The sequence below is a fragment of the Belliella baltica DSM 15883 genome (genome assembly GCF_000265405.1).
Lineage (GTDB): Bacteria > Bacteroidota > Bacteroidia > Cytophagales > Cyclobacteriaceae > Belliella > Belliella baltica.
The window spans coordinates 2209446-2227819 of sequence record NC_018010.1 but is presented as its reverse complement, the minus strand read 5'-3'; the positions used below and the strand labels follow the sequence as shown (position 1 = coordinate 2227819).

Genomic DNA, 18374 nt, shown 5'->3' with positions numbered 1-18374 from the left:
GAATTTAGAATGATTTTTATTCCAAAAAACAACTTTTCACATTCTATCCCAACATAACAATTATCAAGCCTTTCTACTTTTCATCTTTTTTAATCTATTGTTTTTAATTGCAAAGTAGTCAGATTATGAGGCAAATCTATGAAATCTATTTCCCATAGATTTCAAAAAATCTATTTTCAGATTCTACTGTGCCGATCAATATGATTTCTGAATTTTTCGCCAAAAGAGTATGCGGATCAGGATTGATGTTCACTTCTTCATTTGCTCTAATTGCAATCACTGTACAACCTGTTTCCTTTCTTATGGAAGACTCCATAATTGATCTACCTTCCAGTTTTTGTGGAACCTTCACTTTGATTAAATCCAGTCCCTCAGCTACCATCAAAATGTCTGATCTCTGCAAGAGATTTAAAATTGTATTTGCCCCCATTGAGGCATAGGACATCACAAAGTCTGCTCCAGCACGATGCATTGTCCCAAGGTTGCGCTCCAATGAAGACCTTGTAATCACTTGAATGTCTGACCGAAGCATTCTGCAATAAATCGTCAAATAAACATTCACATCATCATCATGGGTCGTGATAATGACACAAGGAGAATCTTTGATACCGGCTATTTGGAGAATTTCCAATTCTGCCGCATCTCCAAAAATTGTCTTCTCTCTATCGTAAATCCGAGTGACATCCTTTTCAATGATTCTGTAATCAATTTGTCTATTAGCTAAAGCTCTTGCAGTTGCCCGACCTACTCTGCCTTCACCTATGATGATTACAGGTGAATTGATGTCAGATTTTACTCCATGTTTATTATTGTATTGGTCTATTTGAACTTGTGATCCTGCCAAAACCAAGACCGTGGTTTCTGAAATCAGTGTTTCAGGTTGTGGAGATTTGAACTTTCCTCTTTCCCATAAACCTACTACACTCACACCTATTTCTTGACGAAGGTTTGTTTCTTTGAGCATTTTTCCTATCAAAGAGGACCCAGTGACCATTGCCTCTGCAATTTGCAATTCATCAAATTTTCCAATCACATGTGCTCTAGCATCACCTCCATTCGCCCTACGAGAAAGAAATACACCCAAAATCTCGCCTAATTGCAAGACTTGATTACTCCCCGCTAACTTGAGAATGTCAACCGAATGTTCTGAACTACATGTTGCTATAATTGGGACATTTTTCGAAACACCTCTAACAGTAAATGCCACATTAGTATTCAAAACATCTGACTCTGTAGTTGCTACCAATGCGGCATTTTCTACTCTAGCTGCCATGTAAGCTTCTGGATCTACCAAATTCCCTAGCATCACTTTGACACCAAGCTCTCTTAGACGCAAACCCTCTTGAAAATCAGAAACAAGCACTACATAATTGTAATTGAAACGATCAAGTTTTTTAATTAAAGCCTCTGTTATCGTCCCATATCTAGTCAAGATAACATGCCCACTTGTATTTTTCGGTAATTCACTTGGTACTTTGGTTTGCTCTTGGGCTTTCATCCAAGGGGAATAAAAAAAGTTGATAAATGTAAATGGGAATAATACCAATAGAAAAAGCATCCCTGATAATAAGACGACAATTGAAAATAAGCGACCTGCGTCACTATGAAAAGTGATATCACCAAAACCTAGGGTAGACATAACTGTCAAAGTCCAGTAAAAGCCAGTTACGTAAGAAAAATTTTGCCCCTCGCGCATCATTAAAAAATGAAACATAATTGAGAAAACAGTAATCATCACGAGTAAAATCATAATAAACCTAAACAGAATCTTAAGATTTCGTCTATCAGATCTGTTGTTTAAAAGAAGTGTGATTTGGGCAGATAGAAATTTCATTTTAAAAACTATTTAAAAGTTTCAGAAGACTATGAATGAAATATAATGATTAACTGCCTAAACAGAAAATAGAATATGAGTATCTGCAATGATATCAGTATACATATTTATCACAAATTATCAGATGGATAATTGTCCTTCATTAATAGTTAAACGTTCAACACAGCTCTAAATTTAGTTTTTATGACAAACTAGTTCCATAAAAAAATCAATGGGGTAAGCTCCGAGGTGAAGCAGTTCGGCAAAAAGGTGAACTAGATCAGCAAAATGCTCCAACAGTTAAGCTCCGAGGCGAACTAGATTAGCAAAAAGGTCAGTAAGTTCACCTAAAAGGTGAAGCAGTTTGGCAAAAAGGTGAACTAGATCAGCAAATTGCTCCAACAGTTAAGCTCTAAGACGAACTAGATCAGCAAAAAGGTCAATAAGTTCGCCTAAAAGGTGAAGCAGTTTGGCAAAAAGGCAAACTAGATCAGCAAAAAGGTCAGTAAGTTCATCTCTGAGCCGAACTCGAACACCTCCGAAGTGGGTGGGGGTACTTAGGAAGTACCCCCCTCCACTTATGAAGTACCCTTTAGGAGATAGGAAATGTTTGACCACGTTCGGGGTCGATGGGGATAGTGGAATTATTTCGTGTTCCACGGGTTTCACCCGCGGTTATTGAGAGGTTTGACACCTATCGGCGTCGGTAATTTACCAAAATATGGAAGTTGCATTCCGATCCTAAAAGGATCAAACTTTTCAATAGCACTAGGTGAAACCTGGGGAAAAAGATGAATAATAATGAGTGGCAACAACCCCGTGAGGGGTTGAACTTTTACGTACAAAAGTTTGACTCCCTCTGCGGTCTTTGAGGATGGTAGTTTCGTTTCGAAATCCACGGGTTTCACCCACGGTTATGCCTGGACGCACAAGTATTGAGAGATGTGATCCGCTTTGAGATCGATAAATTTCTTGCAAACGAACATAAATCATGTATCTCAAAATCATTTTAACAGAAATATTAAGTCCTTTGATTACACAAAAACATTAACTTGCCCAGCCAAATCGTTAAAAAGGAATTTATGAAAAAGGTGACAGGAATTGGAGGGATTTTCTTCAAATGCAAGAATCCTATTGAAATAAAAAATTGGTATAAAACACATCTAGGTTTTGATACAGATGCTTATGGGACGAATTTTGAATGGAGACAAGCTGATCATCCTGAGCAAAAAGGCTTCTCTCAATGGAGTCCTGCTACAGAGCAAAGTGAAATTTTTAAAGATTCAAAAAGAGATTTTATCATCAACTACAGAGTGGAAAATCTCGAAAAATTAGTTGATCAGTTAGCCAAGGAAGGCGTTGAGATTTTGGACGAAATTGCCGCATTTGAATACGGGAAATTTGTTCATATTCTTGATATGGAAGGGAATAAGGTAGAATTATGGGAGGCCAATGACCTTGAATACGATAAGATTGTAGAAGGTAGGACGAAATAAAAAATGGCTGTGAAATATCCGCCACAACCATTTTTGTTACTCTGAATACCTTCAGATTTACATAGGTTTATTAATTTTTCTCAAATACTCTCACATAATCCACTGCCATTTGCTGAGGAAATACAGTAGAGTCATCAGGACTTCCCGGCCAGTTTCCACCAACAGCTAGATTGATCAAAAGGAAGAATGGTTTTCTGAATTCATCCATTGCCGCTGAATGGTACAACTTGGTCTTCCATTTAGAAAAATCAATCAGTTTTCAGGTTTAACGGGCACAGGATATAGTGCTTACTTCAACAATGACAAACTTTATTTTGGCACCAACAATGGTGTTTATTTTCAAGAGCAAAATCAAGGTACTTGGTCAGCAATAAGGATGATCCCAAATTCAACTGGTCAAGTGTATCAAATTAAATCGATTCACAATGAAATATTAATAGCTCATAACGATGGCGCATTTATCCTAAAAAATAATCGCGCCGAGAAAATTGAAGGGCCAACAGGAATTTGGAATTTTCAAAACCTAAAAGGAAGTTCGAGCTTGATTCTTGTCGGAAGCTATACTGGCTTGCATCTTTATGAAAAAAAACCATCAGGAATCGAATATCTTAGAGAAATTAAAGGTTTCAACGAGTCAAGCAGAATTATAGAACAAGATGACAGAGGCTATATCTGGGTAGCTCATGGATATAAGGGGCTATACCGACTAGAATTAGACAGCCAAAAAGAAAACGTAAACGTAGAGTATTTTGGCCCTGAATCAGGACTTCCAACTAGTGTACTCAACAATGTCTGGAAAATCAATAACAGGCTTGTTTTCACTACCCAGGCTGGAATTTTTAAATTCAATGAAGAAACTTCTAGATTTGAAAGAGATGATTTTTTTCAACCCTATTTTGACAATGGTTTTTTAGCTCACTTTTTAAAAGAGGATCAAGTGGGGAATATTCATTTTATTGGAGAAACTGAAATTGGTGTTTTAGAAAAAAGAGTAGATGGAAGTTTTAAAAAAATCTATCAAGTATTTAATCAACTTCTTCCGCTCCTAAATGATGATCTCCAAAATATTTCAAGTATTCAGGGGAATCAAATATTATTTGGGGCAAATGAAGGATTTATTACATTCAACTTAAATGAAAACAATTACCAAGCCTCCAATTTCCCAACATTAATAAGAGCGGTTTACCTTACTGGGCCATCAGATTCTCTGCTTTTTCATGGAAGCTCTCTTACAGAAAACAACTTGCGGCACTTCCAATCATCGGATCAAATACCAAGAATAGCCTACAACAAAGCTAATATTCGCTTTGAAAGTAGCAATCCAATACCAAATAATGAGAAAGAATTAAGATTTCAATATTGGCTTGAAGGCCTAGAGGAAAATTATGGAGATTGGGTTGACAAAAGCGAGAAGGCATATACCAACTTGAGAGAAGGAGAATATACATTTCATGTAAAAACTAGAAATCTATATGGTGAAATCAGTCCTGCAGCAAGCTATTCATTCAAAATTTCACCTCCTTGGTATAGAAGTGCACTTGCGTACTTTATATATTTTCTCTTAGTAGTTGTTGGGATATTTTTGATTTACAGGTTGATTGAAAAAAGGTATCAACAGAAAGCTCAACGTCTAAAAACAGCTTCAAGGAAAGTCATTGAAGAAAAAGAATCTGAATTGAAAATCACGCAAGCTGAAATAGAAAAGTTGAGAACTGAAAAGCTCAAACAAGAAATTTCTATAAAAGACAAAGAGTTGGCAACTGCGACAATGCATCTTATTACAAAAAATGGATTTATAGATCACATGCAAAATAATCTCAACAGTATAACCAAGAAAAGTAAAAATCAGGAGGTTAAAAATGAGATTCAGAAGGTAATCAAAAATATAGAGAAAAATATCGCCCGGGATCAAGATTGGGAACAATTTGAAATTCATTTTGACCAAGTACATGGAGATTTTATGTCCAGATTCAAAAAAGAATATGCAAGCCTTAGTCCACAGGAAATTAAATTGAGCGCTTATTTGAGGATGAATCTGAGTACCAAAGAAATTGCATATTTGATGAACATTTCAGTTCGTGGAGTGGAAATCGCAAGATATAGATTAAGAAAAAAACTGAATTTAGAAAGAGCAGAAAACCTTCAAGAGTATATTTTGAAATTTTAGTTTTGACTAAGACAATAATTCAATATAAGCGAGCTACTTAGAAAAAAATCTTCACTATTTGATACACTTAATAACCATAATTTTACAACTAAATACTCTAGTTTTTTGACAATTATAGGTCTGAAACAACAGCATAATTTACACTGGCTTTGTTTTTGAATTTGCTCTCGAAATTAAAACAAAACCAACTTATGAAAAGAATTATTTTAATAACCATTGTATCGAGTGCATTGATGGCCTCCTGTGTTTCTAAAAAGAAATATGTAGCATTAGAAAATGATTTAAACACCACCTCCTTCCATCTTGCTGAGACTACCGCTGAAAAAGAGAAATTGGAAGAGGAAAAAAGAATTCTTGAAGAAAGATTTTCCAGAATAGAAAAAAGAGTCGAAGAGTACAATGCAAAAATCAATTCGCTTCGAGAAACCAACGACGCAAAATTCAGTATAGACGGAGCAGTTCCAATGTCGAATAACAGCAGAGAAAGCTTACAAGCCACTCTTGCCAATGTAGATCCAGAAGATCTCAGAAATGCTAAAACAATGGAAGACTCAGTAAATCTTGCTATTTCTTATAATTTGAAAAAATCAATTTCAGATGGTTCAGCAGAGGAAAATGAAGATATCCAAATAGATATCGACAAAACTGTAGTGATGATTTCGGTATCTGACAGACTACTTTTCAATACCGGAAGCTATGTTGTAAGTAAAAAAGCTGACGGTTTGCTCAAAAAATTGTCAGAAGTAATCAATTCCGAACCAAGTATGGAAGTGATGATCGAAGGACATACAGACCCGAGAAGTATCAATACTGCGGTATTGCAAGACAACTGGGACTTAAGCGTGAAGCGTGCGACTTCCATTGTGAGAGCATTAGAAACTAAATATAATGTGGCTCCTGAAAAATTAATCGCCGCAGGAAGAAGCAGTTACATGCCTCTAGTTGAAAATGATAGTCCTGAAAATATGGCTAAAAATAGAAGAACACGCATTGTGATTATCCCTGATTTGGATAAGTTCTTTGCTTTAATGGAATCAGAGTAAGGAGAATTCTAAATCTGAGATTTTAGATTTTAGATTAAACTAAAAAGAGCTTTTTCTTTACTGAAAAGCTCTTTTTAGTTTTAGTTTTGAAATAATTATTTCCTCTTATTTAGTCTGGTATAAGTTGTTGAAGAGCATTTTGAAAGTACCATGTGATTGAGCACGGAAGGTAATCTCAGGACCGAAGGCGTAAAGCTTTCCTTTCCCAACAGGAGCTTCAAAGGCTACCACGCCATTTTTCAAATAGTCTTCTCCCCATGCCCATCCACTGACAAGCGGAGAAGTTTCATCAAACCATGCCAGAGCTTTGACACCTTTTGCAAATGCTTCATCTGTCAATTTGAAAACAGGCGAATTATTAAATACCATATTCGCTTTGGATGGCATCCCTAAATTAACTGGGTTTTGTTGATCTATATTTGCTTTAAGAATGCTACCAGGAATATAATACTTATCTCCAGTTAGATTTCTCTCTTTACCATCAGCAGTGGTCTCTACTAGTGCATTTTTCACTGGTAAATCCAAATGATATGCTAAAGTAGTGGCAGCTCCAACCGCAACAACTTTCCCTCCATTTTCCATAAAATTCTTTATTGCTGGAATGGAAGTATCTGTAGATAGTGTTCCCAAAAGTGGATGGTATTTTGGATCTATTTCATCAGGATCGGCTTGATTACGAGAGGATGAATTTCCTAAACTTGGAATTCCACCACCAATGAACAAGATCACATCATATTTATCATTTAGATTTCCCTTATCTATTTCTTGTGGATAAACTACTTGGAATGGAAAATTATATTGCTCCAACATCCATCTTACCCAGCCAGATGGCATTGAACCGCCGTAGTAATCAAACAAAGCAATTCTTGAAGGAGTCACTTTACTAGTTCCACTTGGTTTCGATGCCGCTTTTGGATCTATGCCATATTCTTTGGCTGCTTTGTGCAAAATAGTCCTTCCTTTGGAAGGCACAAAGAATGATCCTGCTGGCATACCATCAACTTCACCTGTTGTTCTATGAACAGTTATTCCAGCTTTTAGTAAGTCATTGGCTGCAATAAATGAGTTATTCACTCTGGCATCTAATAGGTAACCAGATCCAGCCTCCAAAATCTGAGCAGGCATAGGTTGGATTTCACCATAAGCTAATTTCTGAAAGGGACCATCAAAGCCATCTAAAATCCTATCGAATTCTACACCCATTGAAAATGCTAAAGTCCAACCTGCAGCATCATAAGGTCTTACTGGGGGACCTCCTGGAAACTGGAAATCATTTGGATGATCCTGCTGTTCAAACATATCTAAGACGTGTGGTCTAAAAGCCTGTGCGGTTTTTACTATGTAAGATCCTTGCGGATATGACTTTCCATTTACTGTAAAATCTGCTGTAGCCTTGTGCACAGCAACACCGGATTTTATAAGGGCATTGATAAATTTGACTGCTGTAGGAAAATCCGTTTGATCAGCAGAAAGTATAAATCCTCTTGGATCTCTTAAATTGGAATCTTTAAAAACTTTGTCAAAATATTCGGTTGGAATTCGTCCTCTTCTTCCCTGACTTCCCTCATTTTCCATATCTGCATTGTAAGCTTCAGTGATAGCAGCAGATCTTTTGGGATACTTGGTCCAAGTATCTGTATTACCTTTATCGATAGCATTCTTACCCATCTTATAGATATTGAAGAGCAAGGCATCTGCATTTCTTCTAGCATAATCTAAGACAGCATAATTCATCGAAACCGAATAATCAATAGACTTTTTAAAATTCCAAGCTTGCGGCTCTACTGGAAAGGGGGTAGCATGTGTTGGAATCAACCTTTCAGGCACTAAAGGAATCTCTGATGGTGTTGGACTCCCAGTAGTCTCTGTCAAAATGCCAATAATGTTATGAAAATATGGTGTAGTTCTTAATCCTCCATTCCACCAAGATGAAAATACAGAACCACTTAAACGGGTATAACCCGGCTTATCTTCAGCATTCAATCTATTGATCATAGCAGCTCCCACTCCATCCAAACTTGTCATAATCAAAGGATCAAAAACATGATTGAAAGGATCTCTATAAGGAGGCCCTGCTACTACTGTTCCCGCAGGTGAAGTTTGATGATGGTTGTAAATGATTTGAGGGATCCACTCTACATACTGCTGAAGAGAAATATTCGTTGATTCCTTCATGTTATTCATGAAAAAATCTCTGTTATTATCGTGTCCTACATATTTTTGATACATGTATGGTCCACGCATATTTCTTTTTTCAGGATCTTCCTGCCCCATGTACCAATTGGTTACAATTTCTTGTCCATCTGGATTCACTTGCACCAATAGAATAATCAAATCATCTAATAACTGAAGTGTTTCTTCATCATTTCTAGATACCAATTGATAATATGTCTCTATTAATTGATGAGAAGCAACAGTCTCTGTCGAGTGCAGCCCACCATCAATCCAGACAACTGGCTTTCCTTCAATAGATAATTTTTTTGCTTCTGCTTCTGAAATTTCAGCTCTACCAAGTTTTTGCGAGATTTCCTTATATCGATCAAGCATTTTATGATTTTCAGGAGAAGTCACAATCATCATTGGCATTTGCCTGCCTTCTTCTGTTGGACCTATCTCTACAAATTTGACTCTATCAGAAAGCTCAGCTACCTTTCTAAAATAATCATCTGTGGCTTCATAAGTCGCCAATTTATAATCATCCCCAATATTAAAACCAAAATGTTCTTTTGGAGAAGGGATTTGCTGTGCTATACTGACTGTAAAAGTCATCAATATAAGCAGCGATAAGTATATTTTTTTCATAGTGATTAGATGTTTTAGCTAATCTAAAAATACAGGCTGCAAAGTCCTCATCAAAACATCACTCTATAATCGGAATTAAATAGGTTTGATTGGTCAACATAAAAGGTAAAATCAATTGAAATGACTAAAAAAAAATGCACTAAATAAAAAAAGAGATTGAAATCGTTAGTTTCTAACCTCTTTTTAAGTGATTTTGAGATATCAATTATTATATACTCTTAAAACTTAATACTCATATTAAGGGTGATTTGTTGATATTTAAAATCACCGTCCCCGGTAAAAACATTATCAATGTTGATATTTTGATCGTTAAGTTCTCTCTCATATCTAAGATCAAGTCCAAGACTATTAAAATTTAAGCCAATCCCAAACTGATAACCCAGGTTGTATTTTTCATATCCGAAAGATTTCAAATCATCCTCAATAGTATAATGCAAGGCTGGTCCTGCAAATACAGAAACCACTGGTCCAAGAACGTTTAACCCGACTAAAACAGGGATATCTAATCTTTCAGTTCTAAACTGAACATTATTGATATCAGAATTCAATTGGGTATACACCAATTCAGGCCTTACAAATAGAGGACCTGCTTCAAATTTCCCGAAAAGTCCAAGATTATATCCCCAATTGTTTAAAGGATCACTTAAGACGAATTCTGCATCTCTAAAGTATTTTCCGTTTGAGTTGTAATTCAGACCTCCTTTGATCCCCCAACCAGAGTTGGATTGTGCAAAAGAAGAAACAGAAATTGTAAAAAATATCAGGGCAATAAAGGTGATTTTGCTAAGTCTGTTCATAAGGGGTGAGTTTAAGGAAACATAAGCTTTAATAATAGGCTTCTTCTTGATCTTTAATGAATGTTAATTTTAAATAAAATTGTGAATTTACTTTTTCAGCTATAAACTCAAATCATTTTGTCCTCGTATGTGTTCACATCATTATGATTCACATGATAAAAACAATCTTAGATTATAACGGTTTTGAAATCATAGTCATTTACAATTGAGAGTTGCAATATCGAAAATCATGCCTTTTTTCAATTGTCTATAAAACAACGAAGTAATTTATGAAAAATACATATCAAATCATCCTTATCTTCTTGATACAAGCATTAAGCTTGAGTTTAATTTCATGCTCTGAAGCAAAAAATGAAGAAAAAATACATTTAGAAGAAACTTACACAGGTCCAGTTGAGCTAGCCACTTTTGCAGGAGGCTGTTTTTGGTGTATTGAGGCTCCATTTGAAGGAATTGATGGGATAGTTTCAGTAATCTCTGGGTATTCTGGAGGAAAAGAAAAAAACCCTACGTATTCTGATGTCAGTTCCGGAAAAACAAGTCATAAAGAAGCTGTTCAAATTAAATTCAACCCTGAGGTAATCAGCTATTCTGAAATTATAGATATTTTTTGGAAACAATTTGACCCAACGGATGCTGGAGGTTCATTCTATGACAGAGGTAGCCAGTACGAGTCCGCCATATTTTTCCATGATAATACCCAAAAGCAAGTCGCTGAATCATCTAAAAAAAGACTAGATAAATCAGGGAAATTCGATAAGCCAATTGTTACACCAATAATCAAGTATGATGAATTTTATCCTGCAGAAGATTATCATCAAGATTATTATAAAAAGAATCCTGAAGAATACTACGCATACAGAAAAGGTTCAGGTAGGGATGCATTTATTGCAGAACATTGGCAAGTGAACCAAGAAGAAAAATTCGTAAAACCTTCTGACTCTGTTTTAAAGAAGAAATTAAGTGACTTACAATATGAAGTCACGATGAATAATGCTACAGAAATTGCCTTTTCGAACACTTACAACGAAAATAAAGAAAAGGGAATTTACGTATGTATCGTATCTGGAGCACCATTATTTAGTTCAAAAGACAAATACGAGTCTTATTCAGGTTGGCCAAGTTTCACAAAACCTATAGATGCGAAGCTAATAGATAAGCCGATAGATAATGAATATGGAATGCTAAGGGTAGAAGTAAGGAGCAAACTTGGAAATTCCCACCTTGGTCATGTTTTCTATGATGGTCCTAAACCAACTCAACTTAGATATTGTATGAATTCTGCGGCTATGCGCTTTGTAGCCAAGGAAGATATGGAAAAAGAAGGGTATGGAGAATACATTTGGCTCGTAGATTAAGATTTTCAAAAAAGATTAGAATTATCGACAAAAGATAGAAGCTTAAAATCTCTGATGCAAAGTCCTTTGTTTCCTTTAGAAAAACCGACACAAATTATCCAATCTAATGGTGATGTGATTTATTATCCCTCTATTTTTTCAGAAGAGGAAAGTAATGAACTTATGTTAAGTTTGATACATAATATTGAATGGAAGCAAGAGCCAATATGGTTGTTTGGAAAAAAAATAATGCAACCCAGACTGACAGCACTCTATGGAGATCAGGATGTGAATTATGGATATTCTGGCATAACTATGAGGCCAAATCCTTGGAATGAAACTTTGATTTTTATCAAATCAAAAATAGAAAATCTATTAAAATCAGAGTTTACGCATGTTCTTATGAACTTTTACAGAGATGGACAAGATAGTATGGGTTGGCATAGAGACAATGAAAAAAACCTTGGCTTAAATCCGATAATTGCTTCAGTAAGTTTTGGGACAAGTAGAGAATTCCAGCTTAGAAGATATGAAAGCAAACTAGAAAAAAAGTCAGTTATGCTAAACCATGGGTCTCTCCTATTGATGCAAGGTGAAACTCAGCATTATTGGGAGCATCAGATTCCCAAAAGAAAAAAAGTAAATGACCCAAGAATCAACCTTACTTTCAGGAAAATTCTTGGGTAATGTATCAGACATTATGTTATTGAAATGGAGTGTCTCCATCCCCATTTTTAGAATCGCTCACATCTAACACTTCTATGACGACATAGCTGCTAGCTCCTCGCCAAGGTACAGGATTAAGATATTCTTTATAACGAAGTTCTACAAATCTCCCACTTGCTCTTTCAAGCTTTTGAGCGACTTCATCTCCTTCAGCACTGAATCTAAACTCATTGCTTTGCAAAGCTCCAGCACTTGGACTTTGAAAACCTTCTTGGACGAGTCTTCCCTCCCAAGTCTTGAACAAAAATCCTTTCTTTTCAAAATAGTTAAGATTACCCGCTTTCACTCCTTCACTAAATACAAAAAAGTATCTCCAATACCCTACAGCTGTCAGGATGATTATCAATAGAATTATTCCAATTTTGACGTATTTATTCATTTGATGGACATATTTATTTAGGACATAAAATTAGATAAATATTTAGTAGCGTTATACTTGAGTTTATATATTTTTGGCCCAAAAAGTCTATTACAGTTCAATATTTAGTTAAGCCGATCAAGAATTTCAAATCGAGATGAATTACTAATAAACTCTGGGACTATTGACTTTAAATGTGTAACAATATCATTTTCAGAGTTATTCTCAATTAACTTATAAAACATTGATACCTGACCTTCTATTTTTGAGAAATTTGAAGGGTGTACTTTTGCAATTAAAATCTTAGGATGATGTGTGATTTTGACAGTTTCAGAATCATTCAACAATTCTTCAAAGAGTTTTTCCCCTTCTCTCAAACCTGTAAATACAATTTTTATTTCTTCATTAACTTTTTTGCCACTCAACTGGATCATTTTCTTTGCTAAATCTAGGATTTTCAAAGGCTGCCCCATATCAAACACAAAGATTTCTCCTCCATTTCCCATTGCTCCAGCTTCAAGAACTAGTTGACAAGCTTCGGGAATTGTCATAAAGTATCTGGTGATTTCTGGATGCGTCACTGTGACAGGTCCTCCTTTCAAAATTTGATTTTTAAAGAGAGGAATTACAGACCCACTTGAGCCCAAAACATTACCAAATCGAGTTGTAATAAATTTTGTGTAATCTTGTTTGTGATTTTTTTCTAAAAACAAATTTAAAGACTGAACGTAGATCTCTGCGGCTCTTTTTGTCGCCCCCATTACATTGGTAGGATTTACCGCTTTATCTGTACTTACAAGAACAAATTTTTCTACTTTGGTCATCACAGCGAGATCAGCAAGTATTTGTGTTCCCAAAATATTACACTTTACAGACTCTTCAGGATAATTCTCCATCATCGGTACATGCTTATAAGCTGCTGCATGAAAAATGACTTGAGGTCTATATTTTCTTAAAATCATATTCATTTTTCTCCTATCCCTGATATCCGACAGGATTATTTTATAAGTACAAAGTATTCCTAGATCTTTCAACTCATGATCAAGTTCATACAAGGGAGATTCTGCTTGATCTAATAAAATTAAAAGCTTTGGATTATAGTGGGCAATCTGACGACTAAGTTCACTCCCTATGGTTCCCGCTGCTCCTGTGACTAAAACTGTTTTTCCTTTAATTTCTTCATTAATGTTGCACTTATCTAATGAAATTTGATCTCTACCCAACAAATCTTCAATCTTCACATCTCTAATTGCCTGAGCTTCTAGACCTCCATTAACCCATTGATTTATTGGAGGCACTATACTTACATGAAGGTTTAGCCTCAGGCACTCATCCGTAATTTCTCTTTTTCTTTGAATTGATAAGTTCTGTATAGCGATTACCAATTCTGTAATTCCGTGCTTTTCTACTAATTCTGTAAGCCTTTCCAAGCCTTTGTATACAACTTTTCCATCAATCTGCTTCCCTTCTTTTTTTGGATCATCATCAAGAAAGCCAAAAATAATTAAGTTTGTTTTACTATCTCTTTTTATAACCTCGTGAGTTATCGTACCAGCTTCACCTGCTCCGAAAATCATCCCGATTCGAAAATTCTTATCTAAAGTTCTTGACTTTGCATAAATAAGAAGCTCTTTGACCAAAAATCTATAAATCACCAAAAAAACCATTGAGATCAAAGAAGAAATAATCAAAACAGATATTGGAATGATCATTTTCAGATTCAAAAAATTTACAGCTATCAAAATCACTAAACCAACAAGTAACGTAGCTATAATTATTGTTTTGAATAATATTACAACGTCCTTTAATCCAGCAAGTCTAACTATTCCGTCGTAGCTTTTTGTTATAAGCATTACAATTAATCCACCTATTAAAAAAAATAACATCCCGGAAAAATTCTTCTGAAAATCTAAAAATGTAAACTCAAAGTTGAATTTAATAAGATAACCTAAGAAGGCTGAAATGAAAAGAATACTTAAATCAATCGCCGCAATCACTCCTTTAGGCATGATTCTTAGATTTTTTAAAAACTCCATCATTTCATTAATTTAATTATGCTTTTGTTTACAACCTTTGAATTTAAAAAGCTTTTTGGAAATATATACTAGAAGTTCATTTAATTTTAATTTGTTGATTCTAAAAGTCTCAAAATAAAATTTTTCTTAGCTATTATTAACTTTTAATGTTTTTCCAATCCATGTTTGACCATCTGCTACCGAATGATACACAACACTACCTGCAGCAATTTTACACCACTTCCCAATTTTAATATTTGGTAAAATAACTGATCCTGCACCAATAAGTGTTCCTTCTCCCACAAATACACCTCCACATAAAGTAGCTCCAGGTGCGATATGGACAAAATCCTCTATTATACAATCATGATCAATACTAGCTTTAGTATTCAAAATCACATGATTACCAATAATAGAATCTACTTTTATGATTGCAGCTTCCATGATGACATTCCCAACACCAATTTTGATAGACTTTGACATAATGCTTGATGAATGTATGATGTTGAGGAAGTCATGTTTATCTAAAAAATTTTGTGCTATTTTTTTCCTTACTGAATTTTGGCCTATTGCTATGATATAGGGAGAATCATTTGGAAGAACTGCAGGAACTGGTGAAATCACCTCAAAACCCTTTAACGATTTGACATGAATGTCATCATCAAAAACCCCTTTGACAATCTCAAGATCTTCTATAAGATCTAGAATGGCTTTTGCATGACCTGAAGCACCAATGATATACATATTTGATGTTTATGTTTTAAGAGCTTGATTTCCAACAAAAGGTCCTACAGTAACATGTCCTTGTTGAGAAACTCCCTTGCCCTGAATCACATTAAAAAATGTCAATATCAATATTTTTATATCAAGGAATAAATTAAAATTATTAACATACCAGGTATCTAATTCAAATTTCCTTTCCCAGTTTATCGAATTTCTACCATTGATTTGAGCCCAGCCTGTAATTCCTGGTTTGACATCATGTCTTTTTGATTGAGATTCATCATAAAGTAGAAGATAATCCACCAACAAGGGCCTTGGCCCTACCATACTCATATCACCACGAAGAACATTTAGAAGCTGTGGCAATTCATCAAATGAAGTTTTTCTAATTATTGCTCCTACTTTTGTGATTCTTAGTGCATCTGAAAGTGGTTTACCTTCCCTATCAAAAGCATCTTTCATGGTTTTGAATTTAATAATTCTAAAAATTTCACCGTTTAAACCCGGTCTATCTTGAAAATAAAAAGCATAACCTTTATTATTAACCATCAATATAACCCATATCAAAAGGAATATTGGGGAAAACACTAGAAAGAGTGCTGACGCAATTAATATATCTAATATTCTTTTCCCTAAAACCTTATACATTTCAATCTGATACTTTTTGATATTGATTAGCTATTGTAAGCACTACTTGTTTTTGTTCTTCTTCCGAAATATGGCTACTACTTGGTAAACATAAGCCTTTTCCATAAATCTGCAAAGCCACATTTCCTCCATAATAGGGTGAATCTTTAAAGGCAACTTGTAAATGTAGTGGTTTCCAAAGATACCTGCTTTCAATATTTTCTTTTTCTAGTGCGGATCTTAAATCCTCTTTATCAAAACCAGTTATCTGTGGATCTATAAGTACGGTAGTAAGCCAGCGATTGGATTTGAATCCTTCGGGTTCTTCTAAGAAGAATATTCCTTCAAACTCGGATAGCAATACCTTATATCTATCATATACTGCTCTGCGCTGCTCTACTTTCTGATCCAATGTTTCCAGTTGGGCTTTACCTATGGCAGCGGCTACATTCCCCATTCTATAATTATAACCTACTGTATGATGTTCAAAATAGTGAACTTTCTCTCTTGCTTGTGAAGCTAAGAATCTTGCCTTTTCTAAAATAAGTGGATTATCAGAAATCAATCCACCTCCTGTTCCGGTGGTTATTATCTTGTTTCCATTGAAAGAAAAAATCCCGATTTCTCCTAAAGACCCACAAACCTGCCCCTTGTATAAGGAGCCCAAAGATTCAGCAGCATCTTCAAGAATCGGAATGCCATAATGCTGAGATATTGCAAACAACTCGTCATACTTCGCTGGCATTCCAAAAAGATCAACAACAATTATAGCTTTTGGCTTTTTACCTTTAGCAAGTCGATCTTTAATTGCTATTTCAAGTGCTTCAGGGCAGATATTCCAAGTATCTTCTTCACTATCTACAAAAACTGGTAAAGCTCCGAGATAAACTATTGGGTTAGCAGAAGCACAAAATGTGAAAGATTGACAAATGACTTCATCACCAGCCTCCACTCCAAGCAGCATCAATGCGATATGAATTGCTGAAGTACCTGAGTTAAGTGCTACTAAATTATGTGGGAAAAGCCTCACCGAAAAGCCCTTTTCAAACTCGTCTAAAAAAGTACCTCCAGCAGCTATATATGGGGATTTAAGTACATTTTCCACATACTTTTGTTCATTCCCTTCAAATAATGGCGAAGACAATAAAATCGAGTTCGGCATTTATCAATAAAATTTTATCCAACTCTAAAGTACTAGAATCCTAAGTAATTACAATAATTTTGATATGAAAATTAATTCAAAATGCGAAAATGTAAGAAATCTAGAAAAGAGAAAAATTAGTTTTCAGTCATGTTTACTTTCTTCAAAATTTTCTGGTTAACTGAAGGTTTGTTCATTGACTTTTTCTTTTGTCTTAAAGAAAGAATAGGTGGAGTTTGACTTTGAATCACTTTTACTCTTCTCAAAGTAATTACATCTAATCTCAGACCTAGAAAAACAGCAGTGATCGCAACAAGAGGTATTAATATATGATCATTTAATCCTGCTCCTAAAAATATTAGACCAATAAAAACAAGTTTTATAACAACCAATGAAAGGGTAACTTGGTCATGCCTTAAACCCATTCTCATCATAAAATGATGGATATGACTTTTATCCGCGGCAAATGGAGATTTTCCTTTAAGCGTTCTTTTGGTAAAAATCCTACAAGTGTCATAAATAGGAATAATTAAAAGCGCTAATCCTGAGGCTATTGGAGCATTAAATTTCCAACCTTCATAAGCGTTCATTGTTCCATTTGTATTTACGAAAAGTATTGTCATAACGGATAATGCAAAGCCCAAACTGAGTGAACCTGTGTCACCCATAAAAATTTTTGCTGGATGCCAATTAAATACTAAGAATGATAAGACTCCACCTACTAAAATAAACGCAAACATCGAATAGCTTGACATATCAACTTGCATAAACCACCAACCTAAAAATGTAAACGTAACGATGCTGATAGAACCTGCCAAACCATCTAATCCATCTATTAAGTTAAATGAATTCGTCAATGCAATAATTGTAAAAATTGTAATGCTATAACTGACTAGCTCTGGAATATCGTAGATCCCAAAAAAACCATATAAACTTGTAAAACGAATGTCTCCAAAAACAACAACAATGTAAGAAGCTACAAATTGACCAAGAAGCTTTTGCCAAGCTGTCAGATCTACTAGATCATCTCTCAAGCCCAACGTAAAAATTAAACCAAATGCAGTCAAAAAGAATCTGACTTCAATCATTTGCTTCAATGAAAACCAAGTTAATACTGCTATAAAAGAGGCAACTACGAATGATAGCCCCCCCATGGAAGGAATAAAACCATTATGGATTTTTCTACCTCCTGGAGTGTCTATTAACTTCATTTTCTTGAGAATTAATATCAAAATAGGTGTCAAAAGAAACCCAATCAAGAAAGATGTGCATACTGCTAGAAAAGTGACCATAAAAAACTAATTTGTACAAATGTAAAGAGTTAGCTTT

Annotated in this window: 14 protein-coding genes and 1 pseudogene; 5 read left to right on the top strand and 10 right to left on the bottom strand. The window is 35.0% G+C overall.

Features of this window, described 5'->3' with window-relative positions; genetic code table 11:
* Positions 1–145 precede the first annotated feature (145 nt).
* Positions 146–1834, bottom strand: coding sequence for a potassium channel family protein (locus BELBA_RS10325; RefSeq protein WP_014772636.1), 1689 nt, complete (start codon positions 1832–1834; stop codon positions 146–148).
* Between the two features lie 1061 nt (positions 1835–2895).
* On the opposite strand from BELBA_RS10325, the gene BELBA_RS10315 reads away from it, so the two are divergent.
* Entirely contained in the window at positions 2896–3309 is a 414-nt protein-coding gene (locus BELBA_RS10315) for a VOC family protein (protein WP_014772634.1), read from the top strand.
* A gap of 70 nt (positions 3310–3379) precedes the next feature.
* Here BELBA_RS10315 and BELBA_RS19675 read toward each other — a convergent pair.
* Positions 3380–3523, bottom strand: a pseudogene (locus BELBA_RS19675) (glycoside hydrolase family 16 protein); the annotation flags it as partial.
* A gap of 3 nt (positions 3524–3526) precedes the next feature.
* Between BELBA_RS19675 and BELBA_RS10310 the strand changes: the two are divergent.
* Together BELBA_RS10310 and BELBA_RS10305 are read left to right on the top strand one after the other, a co-directional pair.
* Positions 3527–5476 (top strand): helix-turn-helix and ligand-binding sensor domain-containing protein, encoded by a 1950-nt coding sequence (locus tag BELBA_RS10310; protein ID WP_014772633.1) that lies wholly within the window; start codon positions 3527–3529, stop codon positions 5474–5476.
* A gap of 191 nt (positions 5477–5667) precedes the next feature.
* Entirely contained in the window at positions 5668–6519 is an 852-nt protein-coding gene (locus BELBA_RS10305) for an OmpA/MotB family protein (protein WP_014772632.1), read from the top strand.
* 105 nt (positions 6520–6624) lie between these two features.
* Here the strand turns inward: BELBA_RS10305 and BELBA_RS10300 are convergent, their stop codons facing one another.
* Both BELBA_RS10300 and BELBA_RS10295 read right to left on the bottom strand, forming a co-directional pair.
* Positions 6625–9321 (bottom strand): M14 family metallopeptidase, encoded by a 2697-nt coding sequence (locus tag BELBA_RS10300; RefSeq protein ID WP_014772631.1) that lies wholly within the window; start codon positions 9319–9321, stop codon positions 6625–6627.
* A gap of 218 nt (positions 9322–9539) precedes the next feature.
* Complete coding sequence (locus BELBA_RS10295; protein ID WP_014772630.1) at positions 9540–10118, bottom strand: outer membrane beta-barrel protein; 579 nt, start codon at positions 10116–10118, stop codon at positions 9540–9542.
* Between the two features lie 269 nt (positions 10119–10387).
* Here BELBA_RS10295 and msrA point away from each other — a divergent pair, with 269 nt between their 5' ends.
* Together msrA and BELBA_RS10285 are read left to right on the top strand one after the other, a co-directional pair.
* Positions 10388–11476, top strand: coding sequence for a peptide-methionine (S)-S-oxide reductase MsrA (msrA, locus tag BELBA_RS10290; RefSeq protein ID WP_014772629.1), 1089 nt, complete (start codon positions 10388–10390; stop codon positions 11474–11476).
* Between the two features lie 54 nt (positions 11477–11530).
* Entirely contained in the window at positions 11531–12142 is a 612-nt protein-coding gene (locus BELBA_RS10285; protein ID WP_014772628.1) for an alpha-ketoglutarate-dependent dioxygenase AlkB family protein, read from the top strand.
* 16 nt (positions 12143–12158) lie between these two features.
* Here BELBA_RS10285 and BELBA_RS10280 read toward each other — a convergent pair whose 3' ends face one another.
* The 6 genes from BELBA_RS10280 to BELBA_RS10255 form a co-directional block, all read right to left on the bottom strand.
* On the bottom strand, positions 12159–12560 hold the full coding sequence (locus BELBA_RS10280) for a hypothetical protein (RefSeq protein ID WP_014772627.1): 402 nt from the start codon (positions 12558–12560) through the stop codon (positions 12159–12161).
* 104 nt (positions 12561–12664) lie between these two features.
* The gene (locus BELBA_RS10275; RefSeq protein WP_014772626.1) at positions 12665–14575 is read right to left on the bottom strand and encodes a polysaccharide biosynthesis protein; all 1911 of its coding nucleotides are present in this window, start codon (positions 14573–14575) and stop codon (positions 12665–12667) included.
* A 126-nt stretch (positions 14576–14701) separates the two neighbouring features.
* The gene (locus BELBA_RS10270; RefSeq protein WP_014772625.1) at positions 14702–15298 is read right to left on the bottom strand and encodes a NeuD/PglB/VioB family sugar acetyltransferase; all 597 of its coding nucleotides are present in this window, start codon (positions 15296–15298) and stop codon (positions 14702–14704) included.
* A 9-nt stretch (positions 15299–15307) separates the two neighbouring features.
* Complete coding sequence (locus BELBA_RS10265) at positions 15308–15925, bottom strand: sugar transferase (RefSeq protein ID WP_014772624.1); 618 nt, start codon at positions 15923–15925, stop codon at positions 15308–15310.
* Position 15926: 1 nt separating this feature from the next.
* Entirely contained in the window at positions 15927–17066 is a 1140-nt protein-coding gene (locus BELBA_RS10260) for a DegT/DnrJ/EryC1/StrS family aminotransferase (RefSeq protein ID WP_014772623.1), read from the bottom strand.
* A gap of 116 nt (positions 17067–17182) precedes the next feature.
* Positions 17183–18256 carry an MraY family glycosyltransferase gene (locus tag BELBA_RS10255; RefSeq protein WP_342626350.1) on the bottom strand — a complete coding sequence of 358 codons (1074 nt, stop codon included), beginning with the start codon at positions 18254–18256 and terminating at the stop codon, positions 17183–17185.
* Between the last annotated feature and the right edge of the window lie 118 nt (positions 18257–18374).